Here is a 14995-nt window from a genome sequence, read left to right as displayed (position 1 = left end):
AGGATGGCTTGTAACTTAAGCCATCCTTGCCATAACACTTTCACAGATGCACGCCCTGTGCGCTTGGTATCTTTCCAGCCTCCTAACTTTGCCAGTTCCTGATACGCCCATGACATATTTGGAGCAGTTTCAGGCAATGGTGTTTTTATTCTCTTTAACCACAATAACTTCCATGCTTTGGGAGATAACAGTTGTTCACAACTTGGAGAATCAGGCTGCTCATTGGTGAACTTTAGTTGCAATATTCGCGTCGCAATAAAGCCATTAATCGTCACCAATCTTTCCATGTTATCTTGGCTTTGAAGGCGTAAACTTTCGATATCCGTGCCATCACTTTTCCAGACTTTATGGTATTCCTCTACAAGCCAACGGTGCTCATAGTAGGTGATGATAGCTAAGGCGTCTTCTTTGCTGGTGACTGGTTCACTGGTTAATAGGTGCCAGCTTAAGCCGTTCTCAGCGTTTCCTCGCTCTGCACAGCCGACATAGTAAACTGGTAGGGAGCGTCCTTTCTTATTGTAAGGCGCTTTGAGTGTCACTGGCGCATAGGTGATATCCAGTGTTGCGCTTCGGGCTTTTCTTCCTCCTTTTTGTGCAATGTGGATGTGTTTGGTGCCTGCACTCATCAGCTCGCTTGCGAACGCATAGAGCTTATCCTCACCTTCTTCAATATGACGACTTTGCATCGAGCGTACGACGAATCGTTGCTGCTCGGTCAGTTTATACTGCAAGTATTCGTAGATGTCCGCTTCGCGGTCACACACCGATATCACGTTCGCCATTTGTCCTTGCAGCCGCTCTGCCATCGCTCGTGACGCTGACTCCCACTTGTAACTTTCTTTTTCTTCGTAAGAAGTCGTCGCGTGTTTTTCTCTTTTTCCAATCGTGTTGATATCACGACTCCAGCGAGACTGTTCAATTAATCCCACAACTTGCTTTGTGTCTGGCGCAAACAGTAATACGCTATGAGCTAACAAGCCTCGTTGTTTTGCTCCTCGTCCGACATGACCCAAATCATCTCGAATGGAGGAATGTTTATAAATTAGTGTGGTCGTGTCTTCTAATGCGAGCAATAAGTTATGACTTTTTGCTTGTTCAACCGTGGCTTTAAAGCCTGACTCTGCTATAGCCGTTGCGTCAATATTCTCGTTGCGAATAAAGCGGTAGGCACCTTCCATATCNGGCGGGGGATTGAGTGATGTTCACAAGTGGTTTTCCTGGTTCATTTGCAAGCGTTGATGCTAACTTTACCAGACGCGCTGTTCTTCTTGGATCACCTAAGTCCGATTTACCGAATTGTTGTTTTGCCCAATGAGTATGTTCGTTAATCATAATGTGCCCTCAAACAAGATTTGAAGATCTGATCATGACATTGAGATTTAGTTCAAAAAAATCCCCGCTAATTTCTTAGCAGGGATTTGTGTATAAGAGACAGCTATTAGCGCCTTTTTTAGTTAGTTAAAAACTTACTTATAGTTTTCGTAAATTTTATCGAGCGGTTCTGATAAACCACTTTCTTGCACTATACGTACATGTTCACGTTTTAATTCGCGTGCACTAGTCACACCACAAGAATGAGCTATTAGCCCAGCTCCGTAATGAATGTATTTATTATAGTTAGCTACTCGCTGCGCTTTATCAGCTACATTTAAACCACGTTGCAAACGCTCGTTATGCGTAGTGATACCCGTCGGACAGGTATCTTTATTACATTGCATTGCCTGAATACAGCCCAGTGCAAACATATGCCCCCGAGCCGATACAACAAAATCAGCACCGAGCGCTAACGCCCAAGCAACCTTTGAAGGAACAATTAATTTACCTGAGGCGATTATTTTAATACGATCTCGCAGCCCATGTTTTTCAAGCATGTTAACTACAAGCGGTAAACTTTCGCGCAGTGGTAAACCCACCGAATCCATAAGCGGTTGTGGTGCTGCGCCCGTACCACCATCAGCACTATCTATGGTAATAAAGTCAGGTGCAGACTCTATACCACGGTGGTTTATTTCAGCGAACAACGTTTCTAACCATCCGTAAGCACCAATTACCGCTTTAAAGCCTGTAGGCTTTCCTGTCGCGTTACGTACAGTGGCAATCATATCGAGAATATCGGCTGGGTTTTTAATTTCAGGATGACCATTGGGGCTAATAGAATCTTGCCCTTCTGGTATACCCCTAATTTTAGCTATTTCGGCGTTGACTTTGCGCCCTGGTAACATACCACCTTTACCTGGTTTTGCGCCTTGGCTCATTTTAAGTTCAAACATTTTTACTTGTTCGTGAGCCGCTATTTCTTTAAGTTTTTCAGTACTTAAATTACCGTGCTCGTCTCGTGCACCATATTTAGCGGTACCAATTTGGAAAACAATATCAGCCCCCCCTTCTAAGTGATAAGGGCTTAACCCCCCTTCACCGGTGTTCATCCAACAACCTGCTAGTTTTGCCCCTTTTGATAAGGCTCGTACAGCTGGCTTTGAAAGCGCACCAAAACTCATACCAGATACATTGAATAACGAGTTGGTTGTGTAAGGTGTTTTACAGTATGGACCCAAAGTAACATTGCTCGGGTCGAGTGCTTCTTCATCTAAAGTAGGAAAAGCACAGTTCATAAACATAACCGTACCTGTTACTTCTAAGCTTTGCGTAGAACCAAACGCAGCTGTACGGTCAACATCTTTTGCTGCACGATAAACCCAGCTTCGCTCTGCGCGGTTAAACGGCATTTCTTCTCTATCTTGAGCAAAAAAGTACTGTCTAAAAAACTCCCCTTGGCGTTCAAAAAAATATCGAAAGCGACCAATAACAGGGTAATTACGTCTAATAGCATGCTTTGTTTGCGTTACATCTCGAATATAAAAAATAATAACAGTAAGCACAACGAACCCGAGTACAACTATAAACATACTTGCAAATATATCGATACTAAACATTATAAAATTGCTCATTTATGACCCTTGGTGATTTTTAAAATAATACCTAATAAATACTGACCGTTTTAATGAACTAAATGGCTCATTATATTTACTAACTTGCTTGCTTAAAATAACAAATACAAACACTTACCAACAAACTAGTAACTTAAATAGCTATAAAAACAACTCAGTACCCATTTTTTAAAATTATACTTATTTACTTTCCAGCTTAACTGATTCATTTTTTATATACATGCGTACTTGTGTTTCTAGCACTGATAAAGGCACTGAACCATGACGTAATATTTGATGATGAAATTCACGAATATCAAAGTTTTTTCCTAGCGCTTGCTCTGCCTCAGCGCGTAAACGCTTAATAGTTAGCTCACCTATTTTGTACGAAAGCGCCTGTGCAGGCCATGTAATATAACGATCGGTTTCGGTTTTAACGTTATGCAACGAAAGCGCTGTATTTTCGCTCATAAAGTTCATGGCACGCTCGCGACTCCAGCCATACGTATGCATACCTGTATCAACAACTAAACGCGCTGCTCGCCACATTTCATACGTCAAACGACCAAAACGGCTATATGGGTCTTGGTAAAAGCCTGCTTCTAAACCTAAATATTCAGAGTAAAGCCCCCAACCTTCGCCAAATGCCGAAAGGTAAGCATCACGACGATAGCTCGGCAGATTTTCAAGCTCTGCATTAAGTGATATCTGTAAATGATGACCTGGCACTGCTTCGTGCAGCGTTAATGCTTCCAAAACATACAAAGGACGCTTATCTAAAGCGTAAGTATTTACCCAATAATACCCTGCTTCATTATCTCGATTAGAGCCTGAATATCGACCGGTTGTGTATTTAGGTGCAATACTGGCCGGTACAGGTGCTACACCATAAGGTTTGCGCGGTAAGGTATGAAATAACTTAGGCAGTTGTGCATCCATTTTTTTAGCAATATAAGATGCTTCTTTTAAAAGCTGCTCTGGTGTTGTAGCGTAAAATTGTGGATCAGTGCGTAAAAAGTGGATAAATTCAGCAAACGTGCCTTTAAAACCTACCTCTGCTATTACGTTTTCCATTTCACTACGAATTCGCTCAACTTCTTTTAAGCCAAGTTCGTGAATCTCTTTAGGTGTCATGTCGGTGGTGGTGTAGTACTTAGCTCTATTTTTATAAAACGCTTCGCCATTAGGTGTTTCTGATATGCCAATACTTGTACGTGCAAAAGGTCGATACTGCTGCGTAAAAAACACTAAGTAACCTTTATAAGATTTTATAACCTCTTTTTTTATAATGATTTTGGCTTTTTGTTGTAGTGCTTTAAATTCACTGTCGCTCAAACCCGCTGTATTAGTTAAAAAAGGTTTATAAAACTCAGATGTAGTTACATCGTCAACAATGTAAGCATTAATTGAATCTTCATAACCTTCCAATACAGCTTTAGGTTGAGTAAGCCCAGTCTCAAGCCCTTTTTTCATCCAATACATGTTTTGCTCAAAAAAGCGCGGAACTTGCGCCAATCGTGCAAGATACACTTGGTAATCTTCCGGGTTTTTATATTGAGAGCTATTTATTATGTACGACAAACCAGAATGAAACCCATATTCAGAGGTGAGCGGCATATAGTGCGCATTAAATACATATTCATCGACACTGTTTTGTACTTGAGCTCGAATAATATCGAAGTTAATTTGATTTTCATCGCTTAGCTTTTCAATATTAATAGTGTCTAATTCAGCAAGTAATCGCGTTTTATTTTTATATTCTTGTGCTAAAAATTCGGGCGATAAATTTGGTAATAAGTAACCTTCAACTCCCTCTAAGTTTCTATAAGGATTAGTACTTTGCCTATAATCGATAATGCTTTTCGCTACTTGGGTGAATTGTTTATTGGCATTTGGTGTTGTTATTTGGCATGCACTCAATGAGCACAAAACCGTGATGCCAAATAAATATTGGCGAAGTGGCTTAATTAAAAAATGATTCATTATAATGTAACTTAGCAGTGTTATTAATTTCACAAAGCTATCGCAGGCTAAATAAATAGCAAGTAAATGAGACCAACTTTAATTAATAAACCTTACTAAAAACAAGTGTATTAAAGTGAAAAACGACACTAACAGAGTTAATAATAAGCTTAATTGATGAGAAAAACAGCTATCAAGCTGCTAAAGTAAAATTTAAGTTCCCTAACACCTGTTTTTACTTTTAAATAACGCACATAACGATTACTGTAGTAAAAAATAATAAAAAGCTCGGACGCATAACCGCCTCATGGAATGAGATATTCGAATTTGCACTTATGCGTACTTAGTTGGTATTTAAAAAATGATGTTCCATGATTCCATGGCTATTGCACAAGAAAAAATGACCAAAGTGTGTGTTTTTTTAGAGCGTTATGCGCTCCCACCTACGCCGCTGAATTATCAAGTTATTTATGCTTATACCAGTCAAACTAATCTCAAGCTAAATAAAGCTTTAGACCGTGCTATTGCTGTTGAAGACAATATAGATAGCGTTTTAATTGAACAGCTACATTCTGAGTTTTTAAATACTGGGCACAAAGCGCAAGTTAACATGATTCAAAATGTTGATGGTGTTATAAACTCACTTTCTCAAAATTCTCAAGCTACTGAAAAGCAAATAATTCGCTTTGCGGGTCAAGTAAGCGAATGCGTACATTCGCTAGATGAGAACAACATAGAACAAAGCCGTCAAGCGCTTGAAGTACTTCATAATCAAACCGCCGAATTACTCAACCAACATAAGCAATTTAAGCAAGAACTAAGCAAAGTCAAACAACTACACGAAAAAACACAAAAGCACCTAACTCAACTTCGTAAACAGCATATTATTGATAGCCAAACAGGGCTTTATAAGCGCCATTATTTAACGCAACAAACCCAAGTGTGGACTAATCAACAAAAATCTATTTGCGCAATAGCGATTCAAATAGACAACCTTGACCACTTTACTAAAAATTATGGTGATATTATTGGTGAAGTCATTTTGAGTAAGGTAGCGAAGCAAGTGCAAAAATATGTTTTTCAAAGTGGCTTACCTGGTCGCACAGCTAAAGATCAATTTACTGTTTTGCTCGCAGACATCGACCCAGATACGGCCAATGTGATAGCCGAGAAAGTACGAAATGGGGTCGAAAAGCTACGCTTTGTTAGTTCAAAAACAGGTATCAAGCTACCAAGTATTGGCTTATCATTAGGAATTGCACAGCATCAACAAGAAGATGATTTTAATCAGTTAGCAAAAAAAGCATCTCATGCGGCTTTTAAAGCACGTTCATTAGGGCAAAGTAGTTACACTGCAGGGCAATAAATTACCTGATAAATCATATTCAAATTGCACCTACTGCGTACAATAAAGTACACTAACCTCTATTGTCACGATAGAGATTAATCATGAACGAAACCGAACAAAAGACCACGCATTTTGGTTATAAAACAGTAGCCGAGAACGACAAAGCTTCTATGGTTGCTGATGTATTTCACTCAGTAGCTGCAAAATACGATGTAATGAATGATTTAATGTCTTTTGGTGTGCATCGTTTATGGAAACGTCAAACTATTGCAAGCTCAGGTGTTCGTAAAGGCCATCATGTACTCGATTTAGCCGGCGGTACTGGCGACTTAACTGCAAAATTTAGTCAATTAGTTGGCGAAACGGGTCAAGTTGTTTTAGGTGATATAAACTCATCTATGCTTAAAGTTGGTCGTGAAAAACTACATAATCTTGGGTTAGTGGGCAATATAGACTACGTACAAATGAATGCAGAAATGCTGCCGTTCCCAGATAATAGCTTTGATGTGATCACTATTGCCTTTGGCTTACGTAACGTTACCGATAAAGACAAAGCATTACGCTCTATGTACCGCATTTTAAAGCCAGGTGGTCGTTTACTTGTTTTAGAGTTTTCAAAACCAGAGCATGACGTACTTAGTAAAGCTTACGATTTTTACTCATTTAATTTATTGCCTACAATGGGTAAGCTAGTTGCTAACGACAGTGAATCGTATAAGTATTTAGCTGAATCTATTCGTATGCATCCAGATCAAGACACGCTAAAAGCGATGATGGAAGATGCAGGCTTTGAGCAAACAACATACCAAAACCTCACAGGCGGAATTGTTGCGCTGCATCGTGGTTTTAAATATTAAGGCTAGCAGTTATGGCGCTTGAGAAAATAACAAAAAATAATAATGATGCAATGCCATCTGAATTTTTTATGTTACCTAGTTTTGTACTCTCGCTTATTGAGCGTGTACTAAATCAAGCACTTAGCCTTGACCCACAATTATCTCAAAAGCTAAGCGCAGTTAAACATCAGCGCTTAGTGGTTGAAGTAAGAGATTGGCAACAAAGCATCCAACTTGTTTATAGCGCTGAGCAATTACACTTATACAGTGCTCAAAATAATGAAAACGCAGATTGTATGATCAGCGCAGACATAGACACGCTTTTAGCGCTTAAAAACCCAGCTATGCTTACCCAGTTAATTCGCCAAGATAAGCTCGACTTACAAGGCGATTTAAATATTGCGCAAACTTATAGTAATGCGTTTTCAGGCATTGATATTGATTGGCCTGAACAGCTCTCTAGATACATTGGTGATACTCCCGCCCAGCAGTTATATCTGCACTTAAAAAAACTAAAACAAAAGAGCAGCAAAACCAACACTAAAATAAGTACAATGCTTACAAGTTTATGCCAAGATGAGCTCGCAATTACTATTCACCCATTAGAACTTGAGCAATTTAAACAAAAAAATAGAGAACTCAAAGGCCAAGTCGCTGCTGTTGAGCAGCGTATAAATACCCTGTTAAACTCTTTTTCACCTTCAAACACCCGCTAAGGATTTTTTGTGTCGACTGCACGTTTATATAACATCACCAAAACTTTACTTAGCTATGGGCTAGACGAGCTAATTCCAAAACATAAGATCCCTTGGTTTGGTAGAGTAGCTCGTGGCAGTTTGTTTTGGCTGCGTAATCAGCACAAAGAAAAACCTGCAGGGCTACGCTTACGTTTGGCACTACAAGAGCTTGGTCCTGTTTGGATTAAGTTTGGCCAAATGCTCTCAACTCGTCGTGACTTACTCCCTCATGATATCGCTTTAGAGCTTGCATTTTTACAAGATCAAGTTCAGCCATTTGAAGGCGAACTTGCACAAAAAATCATAGAAAAAGCGCTAGAAATTAACGATATAAGTGAATTGTTTAGTGAGTTTTCACAAACTCCACTGGCCTCTGCATCTATAGCGCAAGTACATACAGCAAAGCTTATTGATGAGCAAAGCATTGAACAAGATGTAGTCATTAAGGTTATTAGACCCAATATTTACGAGCAAATTAATGCCGATTTAGCGTTAATGGAAAAGCTCGCTAAGGTACTTGCAAAAGTCCATAACGAATCAAAACGTCTACGCCCCGTTGAAGTGGTTAAAGAATACAAAAAAACACTCCTAGACGAGCTCGATTTAATGCGAGAAGGTGCCAACGGCATTCAACTAAAACGCAATTTTGAAGGCTCTGATTCATTATATATCCCTGCAGTTTACAGTGATTATAGCCGTAGCAATGTGCTGGTAATGGAGCGTATTTACGGTATACCGGTGTCTGATACGAATGCATTACTGGCGCAAAACACTAATATGAAATTACTTGCTGAGCGCGGCGTAGAAGTGTTTTTTACGCAGGTGTTTAGAGACAGCTTTTTTCATGCCGACATGCACCCTGGTAATATATTCGTCTCTCGCGAGCATCCTGAAAATCCAATGTATATCGGTATTGATTGCGGTATAGTTGGTACGTTAAGCAAAGAAGATAAACGCTATTTAGCTGAAAACTTTATCGCCTTTTTTAATCGTGATTATCGCCAAGTTGCACAGCTACACGTTGATTCAGGTTGGGTACCACCAGATACTAGCATTGAAGAATTTGAATTTGCGATTCGCACAGTTTGCGAGCCTATATTTAATAAACCTTTGGCTGAAATTTCATTTGGTCACGTGCTCGTAAATCTATTTAATACTGCACGTCGTTTTAACATGCAAGTACAACCGCAATTAGTATTGCTACAAAAAACCTTATTATACGTTGAAGGATTAGGGCGTCAGCTTTACCCGCAACTCGACTTATGGAAAACAGCCAAACCCTTTTTAGAAGATTGGGTGAAGCAGCAAGTTGGACCGCTATCAGTACTGAAGCAAATGTATGCTAACTTGCCATTTTGGGCTGAAAAAATGCCTGAACTACCTGATCTAATTTACCAAAATTTAAAGCGTGCACCATACGCTCATCAACCTCAAGAACAAAAGGTATCTCATAAACCTTTAATATTGAGTTTATTTGGTAGTGCTACAATGATTATGGCAACACTTTGTTATTTACAGCACGATTTAGTAGCTGCAAGCATTGCAATAGCCTTATCCGCTATTAGCTTTATTGCAGCATGGCGCAACGCATAAACTGAGTGCTATTTGCGCTATTGGGCGTATAATTAGTATTTAAAATATACATTTAACCGTTTTATATATTGGAGAAAACCATGGGTTTTGGTGGTATTAGTATTTGGCAATTATTAATTGTTTTAGCAATCATAGTTTTACTTTTCGGCACAAAAAAGCTACGCGGTATGGGTGGTGATATTGGAGGCGCTGTTAAAGGCTTCAAAAAAGCAATGTCGGACGACACAGCGAGTGAGCAAGAAAAATCAGAGCAAATTCAACAATCAGAAAAAAGCACCGTTGACGACTCAACCAATACTGAAAAAAACAAAGATAGCAATAAGGTTTAATTAGTATGGGGATGTGGGAACTTGTTGTTGTTTTTATTGTTGGCTTAGTGGTGCTCGGCCCTGAGCGCTTACCTGTTGCTATTAGAACAGTGAGTAAATGGGTTAAAACCGCTAAATCACTTGCCAACTCGGTAAAAGCCGAAGTAAGTGAAGAACTGCGTATTCATGAACTTCACGAAAACCTTAAAAAAGCAGAACAACAAGAACTAAAAGACTTAAGCCCTGAGCTACAAAGTTCATTAACGGAGCTACAAAAAGCGGCTGAGTCAGTTACTCACAGCTACAAAAAAACACAACCTGATACATCAAATAGCCAACAACTTGATGAAAAAAAGTGAAATTTATCTCTCACTTTGTGGTCAACTTACTACATGGTATAAAAAATAATGGTTGAGGAAGTAAAATCGGGGTTTGTATCTCATTTAATTGAGTTACGTGATCGACTAATAAAAGCGCTATTGAGCATTTTATTATTTTTTATCGCGCTGTTTTATTTTAAAGATGATATTTACGAACTTATAGCTGCACCATTAGTGGTTCATTTACCTAATGGCGCGACCATGATAGCTATAAATGTGAGTGACCCTTTTATAGTCCCTATGATGCTTACTTTTTTTGTTGCGGCTTTATTATCTACTCCATGGATACTTCATCAAATTTGGGGGTTTATAGCTCCTGGCTTGTACCAAAATGAAAAAAAAATGCTAATACCTATACTAATCTCAAGCGTTGTCTTGTTTTATGGAGGTATCGCTTTTTGCTATTTTGCAGTGCTACCAATTATATTAGGTTTTTTTACAAGTACAGGTCCCGAAATGATGACTCTAGCACCCGATATCGCTAGCTATTTAGGATTCGTATTAAAACTATTTTTTGCATTCGGTGTCGCTTTCGAAATTCCAGTGGCAATTATGTTGCTATGCTGGAGTGGCGCAACAACAACAACAAGCTTAAAAGAAAAGCGCCCTTATATCGTGGTGGGTGTATTTGTAGTGGCAATGTTTTTAACACCGCCTGATGTTTTATCACAAACATTATTAGCATTTCCGATGCTTCTTTTGTTTGAACTAGGTTTAATTTTAGCAAAATTTTATACCGCCAAACCACAAAAAGAATCTGAGGAATAAAATGAAAAAACAACTACTCTCACTATTGGTTTTATTAAGTGCGCCTACTTTTGCTGCGCAAACTGAATTTAATACTCAGGCCCTGCAAGCATGTAGCTTTATTGAAAATGACTTTAACCGATTACTTTGCTATGACAATACAATTGCTGGTAAATCACTAACAAAGCCAACAATAACAAAAACGCTCACTCCACCAACGGCTAACAATGTGCCTCAAGTCGTAGCTGCAGCACCAATTCAAGCAAAGGCAAAAGCTGACAATTTTGGTTTAGAGCATAAAATAGAAGAGCAAGTAGAGAAAGAAACTGAAATAAAAGCCATGATTACATCAATTGATGAAGCTGCTTATGGCGAGTTAATTATTTCACTAGATAACGGCCAACAATGGCGCCAAATTGGCTCTGACAGCATGCGTTTAAAAGAAAATGATACAATTATAATTAGTCGCGGTGCATTCAGCTCTTTCTTACTGAAAAAAGACGGTAAAAACCGCTCTATTCGCGTTAAACGTACTAAGTAATGTCATATACGTTAATTGATGCTGGGGTTAACTTAACTAATCATCAATTTGATGACCAGCATCGTGATGTAATTACCCGCGCAAGCGAAGCCGGGGTTACAAATATGCTTATTATAGGTTGTGATATTGCAAGTAGTCAGCAATCACTTGAACTTGCGATAAAACATCTTCAATATTCTACGGCGGGTGTCCACCCGCATGATGCTAAATCGGCGACGAATGAATTAGAAGTACAATTAACTGCACTTGCAAACAATAAGCAAGTCATAGCGATTGGTGAATGCGGCCTTGATTATAACCGTGACTTTTCACCTCGCGATGTACAGCGTAGTGTTTTTAGACGCCACCTAGTGCTTGCCGAAAAATTAGATTTACCTGTTTACTTACATGAACGTGATGCAAGTGACGATATGTTGAGCATTCTAAAAGAGTTTAATATTCGCGGTGTGCTTCATTGCTTTACGGGTAACTCAGTAGCTCTTAAGCAATATTTAGATTTAGGTCTGTATATTGGTATAACAGGTTGGGTATGTGATGAAAGGCGTGGTAAAGATTTACAACAACTAGTGCCTAGTATTCCTCTAGATCGATTATTAATAGAAACTGACGCGCCATTTTTAATTCCACGAACAGTTAAGCCAAAACCTAAATCGCGTAAAAATGAACCTGCCCTGCTTCCTTATATCTGTCAAACGGTTGCACAACTTTATCAAATAGATGAAGAAGTTGTAGCCCGTAAAACTACAGAAAATTTTCACCGTGTTTTTGGTTTAGAAGATCGTTAATGGCCTATGCAAAGGCACTTTTAAGCCTATTGGTATTCCTTTGCACTTTTTGCTCTTTCGCAAACCCGGTAATAATAAAACACGATTTTAACTCTCAAAACATCAATAATCTGTATTACTCTTTTGAACCAACATCGCTATTAAGTGCACAACAAAGTGGCCATATACAGTGGCTAAAAAACACAGGAAAACCTCTTAATTTAGGACTAGAGCAGCGTTCTGTGTGGATAAAATTTAAAATAAAAAACACGCTTAGTTATAATACCGAACAACTGTTGTCACTAAACAACCCTCTGCTAAACGACGTTCAAGTATATCAGTTACATAACTCGCAATTAATTTCTCACACCCAAATTGGCGATGCATACCCCCTTGATAAACGTGCGATTAAGAGTGAATCTTTATTAGTTAAATTAATTAGCCCTGCAAATAGCGAAACCATTATTATTATGAGAGTGACGAATAGCTCCGGCTTGCGAGTCCCTTTAACGCTGTGGCAACCAGAAGCTTATTTGGCACATAAAGGTAAACTTAATTTACTCTATGGCTTATTGATTGGTTTTATATTTTCTTTAGGTGTGAGTTGCTTAGTTTTATATAGTTTTTCACGTAAACGTTATTTTGTTTATGCTGGTTTAATTACCCTCACATTAGGTAGTTTATTAGCCTACATTTGTGGCTTTGGCCTAAAATATATTCATCCTAATTTGCCAGCATTACAGCAAGTTATGATCCCTGTATTACTTATGCTTATTGCTTTAATGTTTTTGCCTTTACAAAAGCAAATTTGCCATCCAAAGCCCTCTTTTTTACTAACGGTTCAAAAAGTGGTAGTTAACGCATTAGGTATCTCGTTATTATTTATTTGGCTATTTCCAAACCATATAGTGACACTATTTTGCTTAACTACTATCCCAATCGTTTTAGGCTTTTATATTGCAACTACACTTATGTGCATACGTTTATCACCTTCTAAACCTAATAAAGCGCTACTGCTCGTATTAGTTTTTTTCTTGGTGGTGATGCTTTATTTTATTGTTGCAGTAATAGGGCTATACGCCTTTGACAGAAGTACATTAGCATTTGTATTTACATGCTTTTTTAGCTGCACATTTAGTCTATGCTACAGTGTAATGAAGTTATTTATTTTGCAACGTGATGAAGAAGTAATTGCTCAGCAAACCTTGATTGCTGAAAATGCGGCTCAAGATACGCTACTTAAAGAGCGCTTAAAGTTACAAGAAAAAACACGCCAAGAACTCGAATCACAAGTCGACGAACGCACCTTTGAATTACAAGTTACACTCAGAGAACTTGAAGAAAAAAACCGCTCACTTGAGTTACTCAATACCGAAGACGCTTTAACCGGAATAAAAAACAGACGCTTTTTTGATAAAAAGCTAATAATGGAGATTCGTCGGTCTCGCCGAGAACAAACACCGCTTAGTATTGTTATGCTTGATATAGACCGATTCAAAAGTATTAACGATACATACGGACACATAATTGGCGATCAAGTTATTAAAGCTGTATCTGACCTTATAAAAGATCATTTAAAGCGACCACTCGATGAAGTTGCTCGTTATGGCGGNGAGCAGCTATCTCAGCCAGTACAGTAACGGTTGCCAATAATGATATTCAATTTACAATTAGCGCTGGTGTATACACCAGCATTGCTGATGATGTTAGCAACCCTCAAATTTTTACTGAGTGCGCCGACAAAGCACTTTATTACGCAAAGCAACATGGCCGTAATCAAGTAATCACTTTTCCATTACCACAGTAGGAGCATATTAATATGGCCCAATCAGGATTAGACCTTTTCCCGTATACTCGCATGCGCAGAATGCGCCGCAGCGACTTTTCTCGCCGCTTAATGGCCGAAAACCAACTTAGCGTAAACGATTTAATTTACCCTGTATTTGTACTAGAAGGTAAAAATCGTCGCGAAGCAATTGAATCAATGCCTGGTATTGAACGTCTATCGATAGATTTACTATTACTTGAGGCAAAAGAACTTGTTGATCTTGGCGTACCTGCCGTTGCTATTTTTCCGGTAACCCCTGCGGACAAAAAATCACTATTTGCCGAAGAAGCATATAATGACGATGGCTTAGTGCAACGCACTGTTCGCGCTTTAAAAGAAGCCTTTCCTGAGTTGGGTGTAATTACTGATGGTGCACTTGATCCATTCACGACGCACGGTCAAGACGGCATTATTGATGACACAGGCTATGTAATAAACGACGTAACCACCGAAATTTTAGTTAAACAAGCACTCTCGCATGCAGAAGCGGGCGCTGATGTAATTGCCCCTTCGGACATGATGGATGGCCGTATTGCTGCAATTCGTGAAGCACTTGAAGCTGATGGGTTTGTGCATACCCGTATTATGGCCTACTCAGCTAAATACGCATCTAGCTACTATGGCCCATTTAGAGATGCAATAGGTTCTGCTGGAAACTTAAAAGGTGCCGATAAAAAAACCTACCAAATGGACCCTGCAAACTCTGATGAAGCAATACGTGAGGTCGCATTAGACTTACAAGAAGGCGCTGATATGGTCATGGTTAAGCCTGGCATGCCTTATTTAGATATTGTACGTCGTGTTAAAGACGAGTTTGGTGTACCTACTTTCGCATATCAGGTAAGTGGCGAGTATGCAATGCACAAAGCAGCTATTGATAACGGTTGGTTAAGTGAGGAAGCTACTATAATGGAGTCTTTACTTGCATTTAAGCGTGCAGGCGCCGATGGAATATTGACCTATTTTGCTAAGCAAGCCGCACAATACCTAGCTAAAAAGTAAGGTTTTTATAAAAAGGCGGTTA

Annotated in this window: 12 protein-coding genes and 2 pseudogenes; 11 read left to right on the top strand and 3 right to left on the bottom strand. The window is 39.0% G+C overall.

The annotated features are described in order from the left end of the window. The 3 genes and pseudogenes from L654_RS01000000126865 to L654_RS0125260 form a co-directional block, all read right to left on the bottom strand. Positions 1-1332: pseudogene (locus tag L654_RS01000000126865) on the bottom strand (IS4 family transposase); the annotation flags it as partial. Positions 1333-1466: 134 nt separating this feature from the next. Then, on the bottom strand, positions 1467-2948 hold the full coding sequence (locus tag L654_RS0125265; protein WP_024589465.1) for an FMN-binding glutamate synthase family protein: 1482 nt from the start codon (positions 2946-2948) through the stop codon (positions 1467-1469). Positions 2949-3128: 180 nt separating this feature from the next. After that, positions 3129-4910 (bottom strand): DUF885 domain-containing protein, encoded by a 1782-nt coding sequence (locus L654_RS0125260; protein WP_024609393.1) that lies wholly within the window; start codon positions 4908-4910, stop codon positions 3129-3131. A 358-nt stretch (positions 4911-5268) separates the two neighbouring features. Between L654_RS0125260 and L654_RS0125255 the strand changes: the two genes are divergently transcribed. From L654_RS0125255 to hemB, 11 genes and pseudogenes are all read left to right on the top strand, one after another. Beyond that, positions 5269-6255: a GGDEF domain-containing protein gene (locus L654_RS0125255; protein WP_024609392.1), complete on the top strand. Its 987-nt coding sequence runs from the start codon at positions 5269-5271 to the stop codon at positions 6253-6255. Between the two features lie 83 nt (positions 6256-6338). Beyond that, positions 6339-7094 (top strand): bifunctional demethylmenaquinone methyltransferase/2-methoxy-6-polyprenyl-1,4-benzoquinol methylase UbiE, encoded by a 756-nt coding sequence (gene ubiE / locus L654_RS0125250; protein ID WP_024589468.1) that lies wholly within the window; start codon positions 6339-6341, stop codon positions 7092-7094. 11 nt (positions 7095-7105) lie between these two features. Next, a complete protein-coding gene (locus L654_RS0125245) occupies positions 7106-7789 on the top strand; it encodes an SCP2 sterol-binding domain-containing protein (RefSeq protein ID WP_024609391.1) in 684 nt (227 codons plus the stop codon). Between the two features lie 9 nt (positions 7790-7798). Beyond that, positions 7799-9403, top strand: coding sequence for a ubiquinone biosynthesis regulatory protein kinase UbiB (ubiB, locus tag L654_RS0125240; RefSeq protein ID WP_024609390.1), 1605 nt, complete (start codon positions 7799-7801; stop codon positions 9401-9403). A gap of 80 nt (positions 9404-9483) precedes the next feature. After that, a complete protein-coding gene (tatA, locus tag L654_RS0125235; protein WP_007579853.1) occupies positions 9484-9732 on the top strand; it encodes a Sec-independent protein translocase subunit TatA in 249 nt (82 codons plus the stop codon). Positions 9733-9737: 5 nt separating this feature from the next. After that, the gene (gene tatB, locus L654_RS0125230) at positions 9738-10070 is read left to right on the top strand and encodes a Sec-independent protein translocase protein TatB (protein ID WP_024609389.1); all 333 of its coding nucleotides are present in this window, start codon (positions 9738-9740) and stop codon (positions 10068-10070) included. Positions 10071-10118: 48 nt separating this feature from the next. Next, a complete protein-coding gene (gene tatC / locus L654_RS0125225) occupies positions 10119-10859 on the top strand; it encodes a twin-arginine translocase subunit TatC (protein WP_024609388.1) in 741 nt (246 codons plus the stop codon). Position 10860: 1 nt separating this feature from the next. Next, entirely contained in the window at positions 10861-11379 is a 519-nt protein-coding gene (locus tag L654_RS0125220) for a hypothetical protein (protein WP_024589473.1), read from the top strand. Next, positions 11379-12164 (top strand): TatD family hydrolase, encoded by a 786-nt coding sequence (locus L654_RS0125215; RefSeq protein WP_024589474.1) that lies wholly within the window; start codon positions 11379-11381, stop codon positions 12162-12164. Before L654_RS0125220 ends, L654_RS0125215 begins: the two co-directional genes overlap by 1 nt. Further along, positions 12164-13950 (top strand): annotated as a pseudogene (locus L654_RS01000000126860) (diguanylate cyclase). The gene L654_RS0125215 and the pseudogene L654_RS01000000126860 overlap by 1 nt, the downstream one beginning before the upstream one ends. 12 nt (positions 13951-13962) lie before the next feature. Next, positions 13963-14973, top strand: a complete 1011-nt coding sequence (gene hemB / locus L654_RS0125205; RefSeq protein ID WP_024609387.1) for a porphobilinogen synthase — start codon at positions 13963-13965, stop codon at positions 14971-14973. The last annotated feature ends 22 nt before the right edge of the window (positions 14974-14995 follow it).

The sequence above is a fragment of the Pseudoalteromonas sp. TAB23 genome (genome assembly GCF_000498075.1).
Classification (GTDB): domain Bacteria; phylum Pseudomonadota; class Gammaproteobacteria; order Enterobacterales; family Alteromonadaceae; genus Pseudoalteromonas; species Pseudoalteromonas arctica.
The sequence above is the reverse complement of the archived record's forward strand: the minus strand, read 5'-3'. Positions and strand labels throughout refer to the sequence as shown.

Excerpts from the sequence above, each read along its gene's own strand:
- tatB (WP_024609389.1), top strand. The coding sequence starts at position 9,738 with ATGGGGATGTGGGAACTTGTTGTTGTTTTTATTGTTGGCTTAGTGGTG.
- L654_RS0125245 (WP_024609391.1), top strand. The coding sequence starts at position 7,106 with ATGGCGCTTGAGAAAATAACAAAAAATAATAATGATGCAATGCCATCT.
- L654_RS0125220 (WP_024589473.1), top strand. The coding sequence starts at position 10,861 with ATGAAAAAACAACTACTCTCACTATTGGTTTTATTAAGTGCGCCTACT.
- hemB (WP_024609387.1), top strand. The coding sequence starts at position 13,963 with ATGGCCCAATCAGGATTAGACCTTTTCCCGTATACTCGCATGCGCAGA.
- ubiE (WP_024589468.1), top strand. The coding sequence starts at position 6,339 with ATGAACGAAACCGAACAAAAGACCACGCATTTTGGTTATAAAACAGTA.
- L654_RS0125260 (WP_024609393.1), bottom strand. The coding sequence starts at position 4,910 with ATGAATCATTTTTTAATTAAGCCACTTCGCCAATATTTATTTGGCATC.
- L654_RS0125215 (WP_024589474.1), top strand. The coding sequence starts at position 11,379 with ATGTCATATACGTTAATTGATGCTGGGGTTAACTTAACTAATCATCAA.
- tatA (WP_007579853.1), top strand. The coding sequence starts at position 9,484 with ATGGGTTTTGGTGGTATTAGTATTTGGCAATTATTAATTGTTTTAGCA.
- L654_RS0125255 (WP_024609392.1), top strand. The coding sequence starts at position 5,269 with ATGGCTATTGCACAAGAAAAAATGACCAAAGTGTGTGTTTTTTTAGAG.
- L654_RS0125265 (WP_024589465.1), bottom strand. The coding sequence starts at position 2,948 with ATGAGCAATTTTATAATGTTTAGTATCGATATATTTGCAAGTATGTTT.
- tatC (WP_024609388.1), top strand. The coding sequence starts at position 10,119 with ATGGTTGAGGAAGTAAAATCGGGGTTTGTATCTCATTTAATTGAGTTA.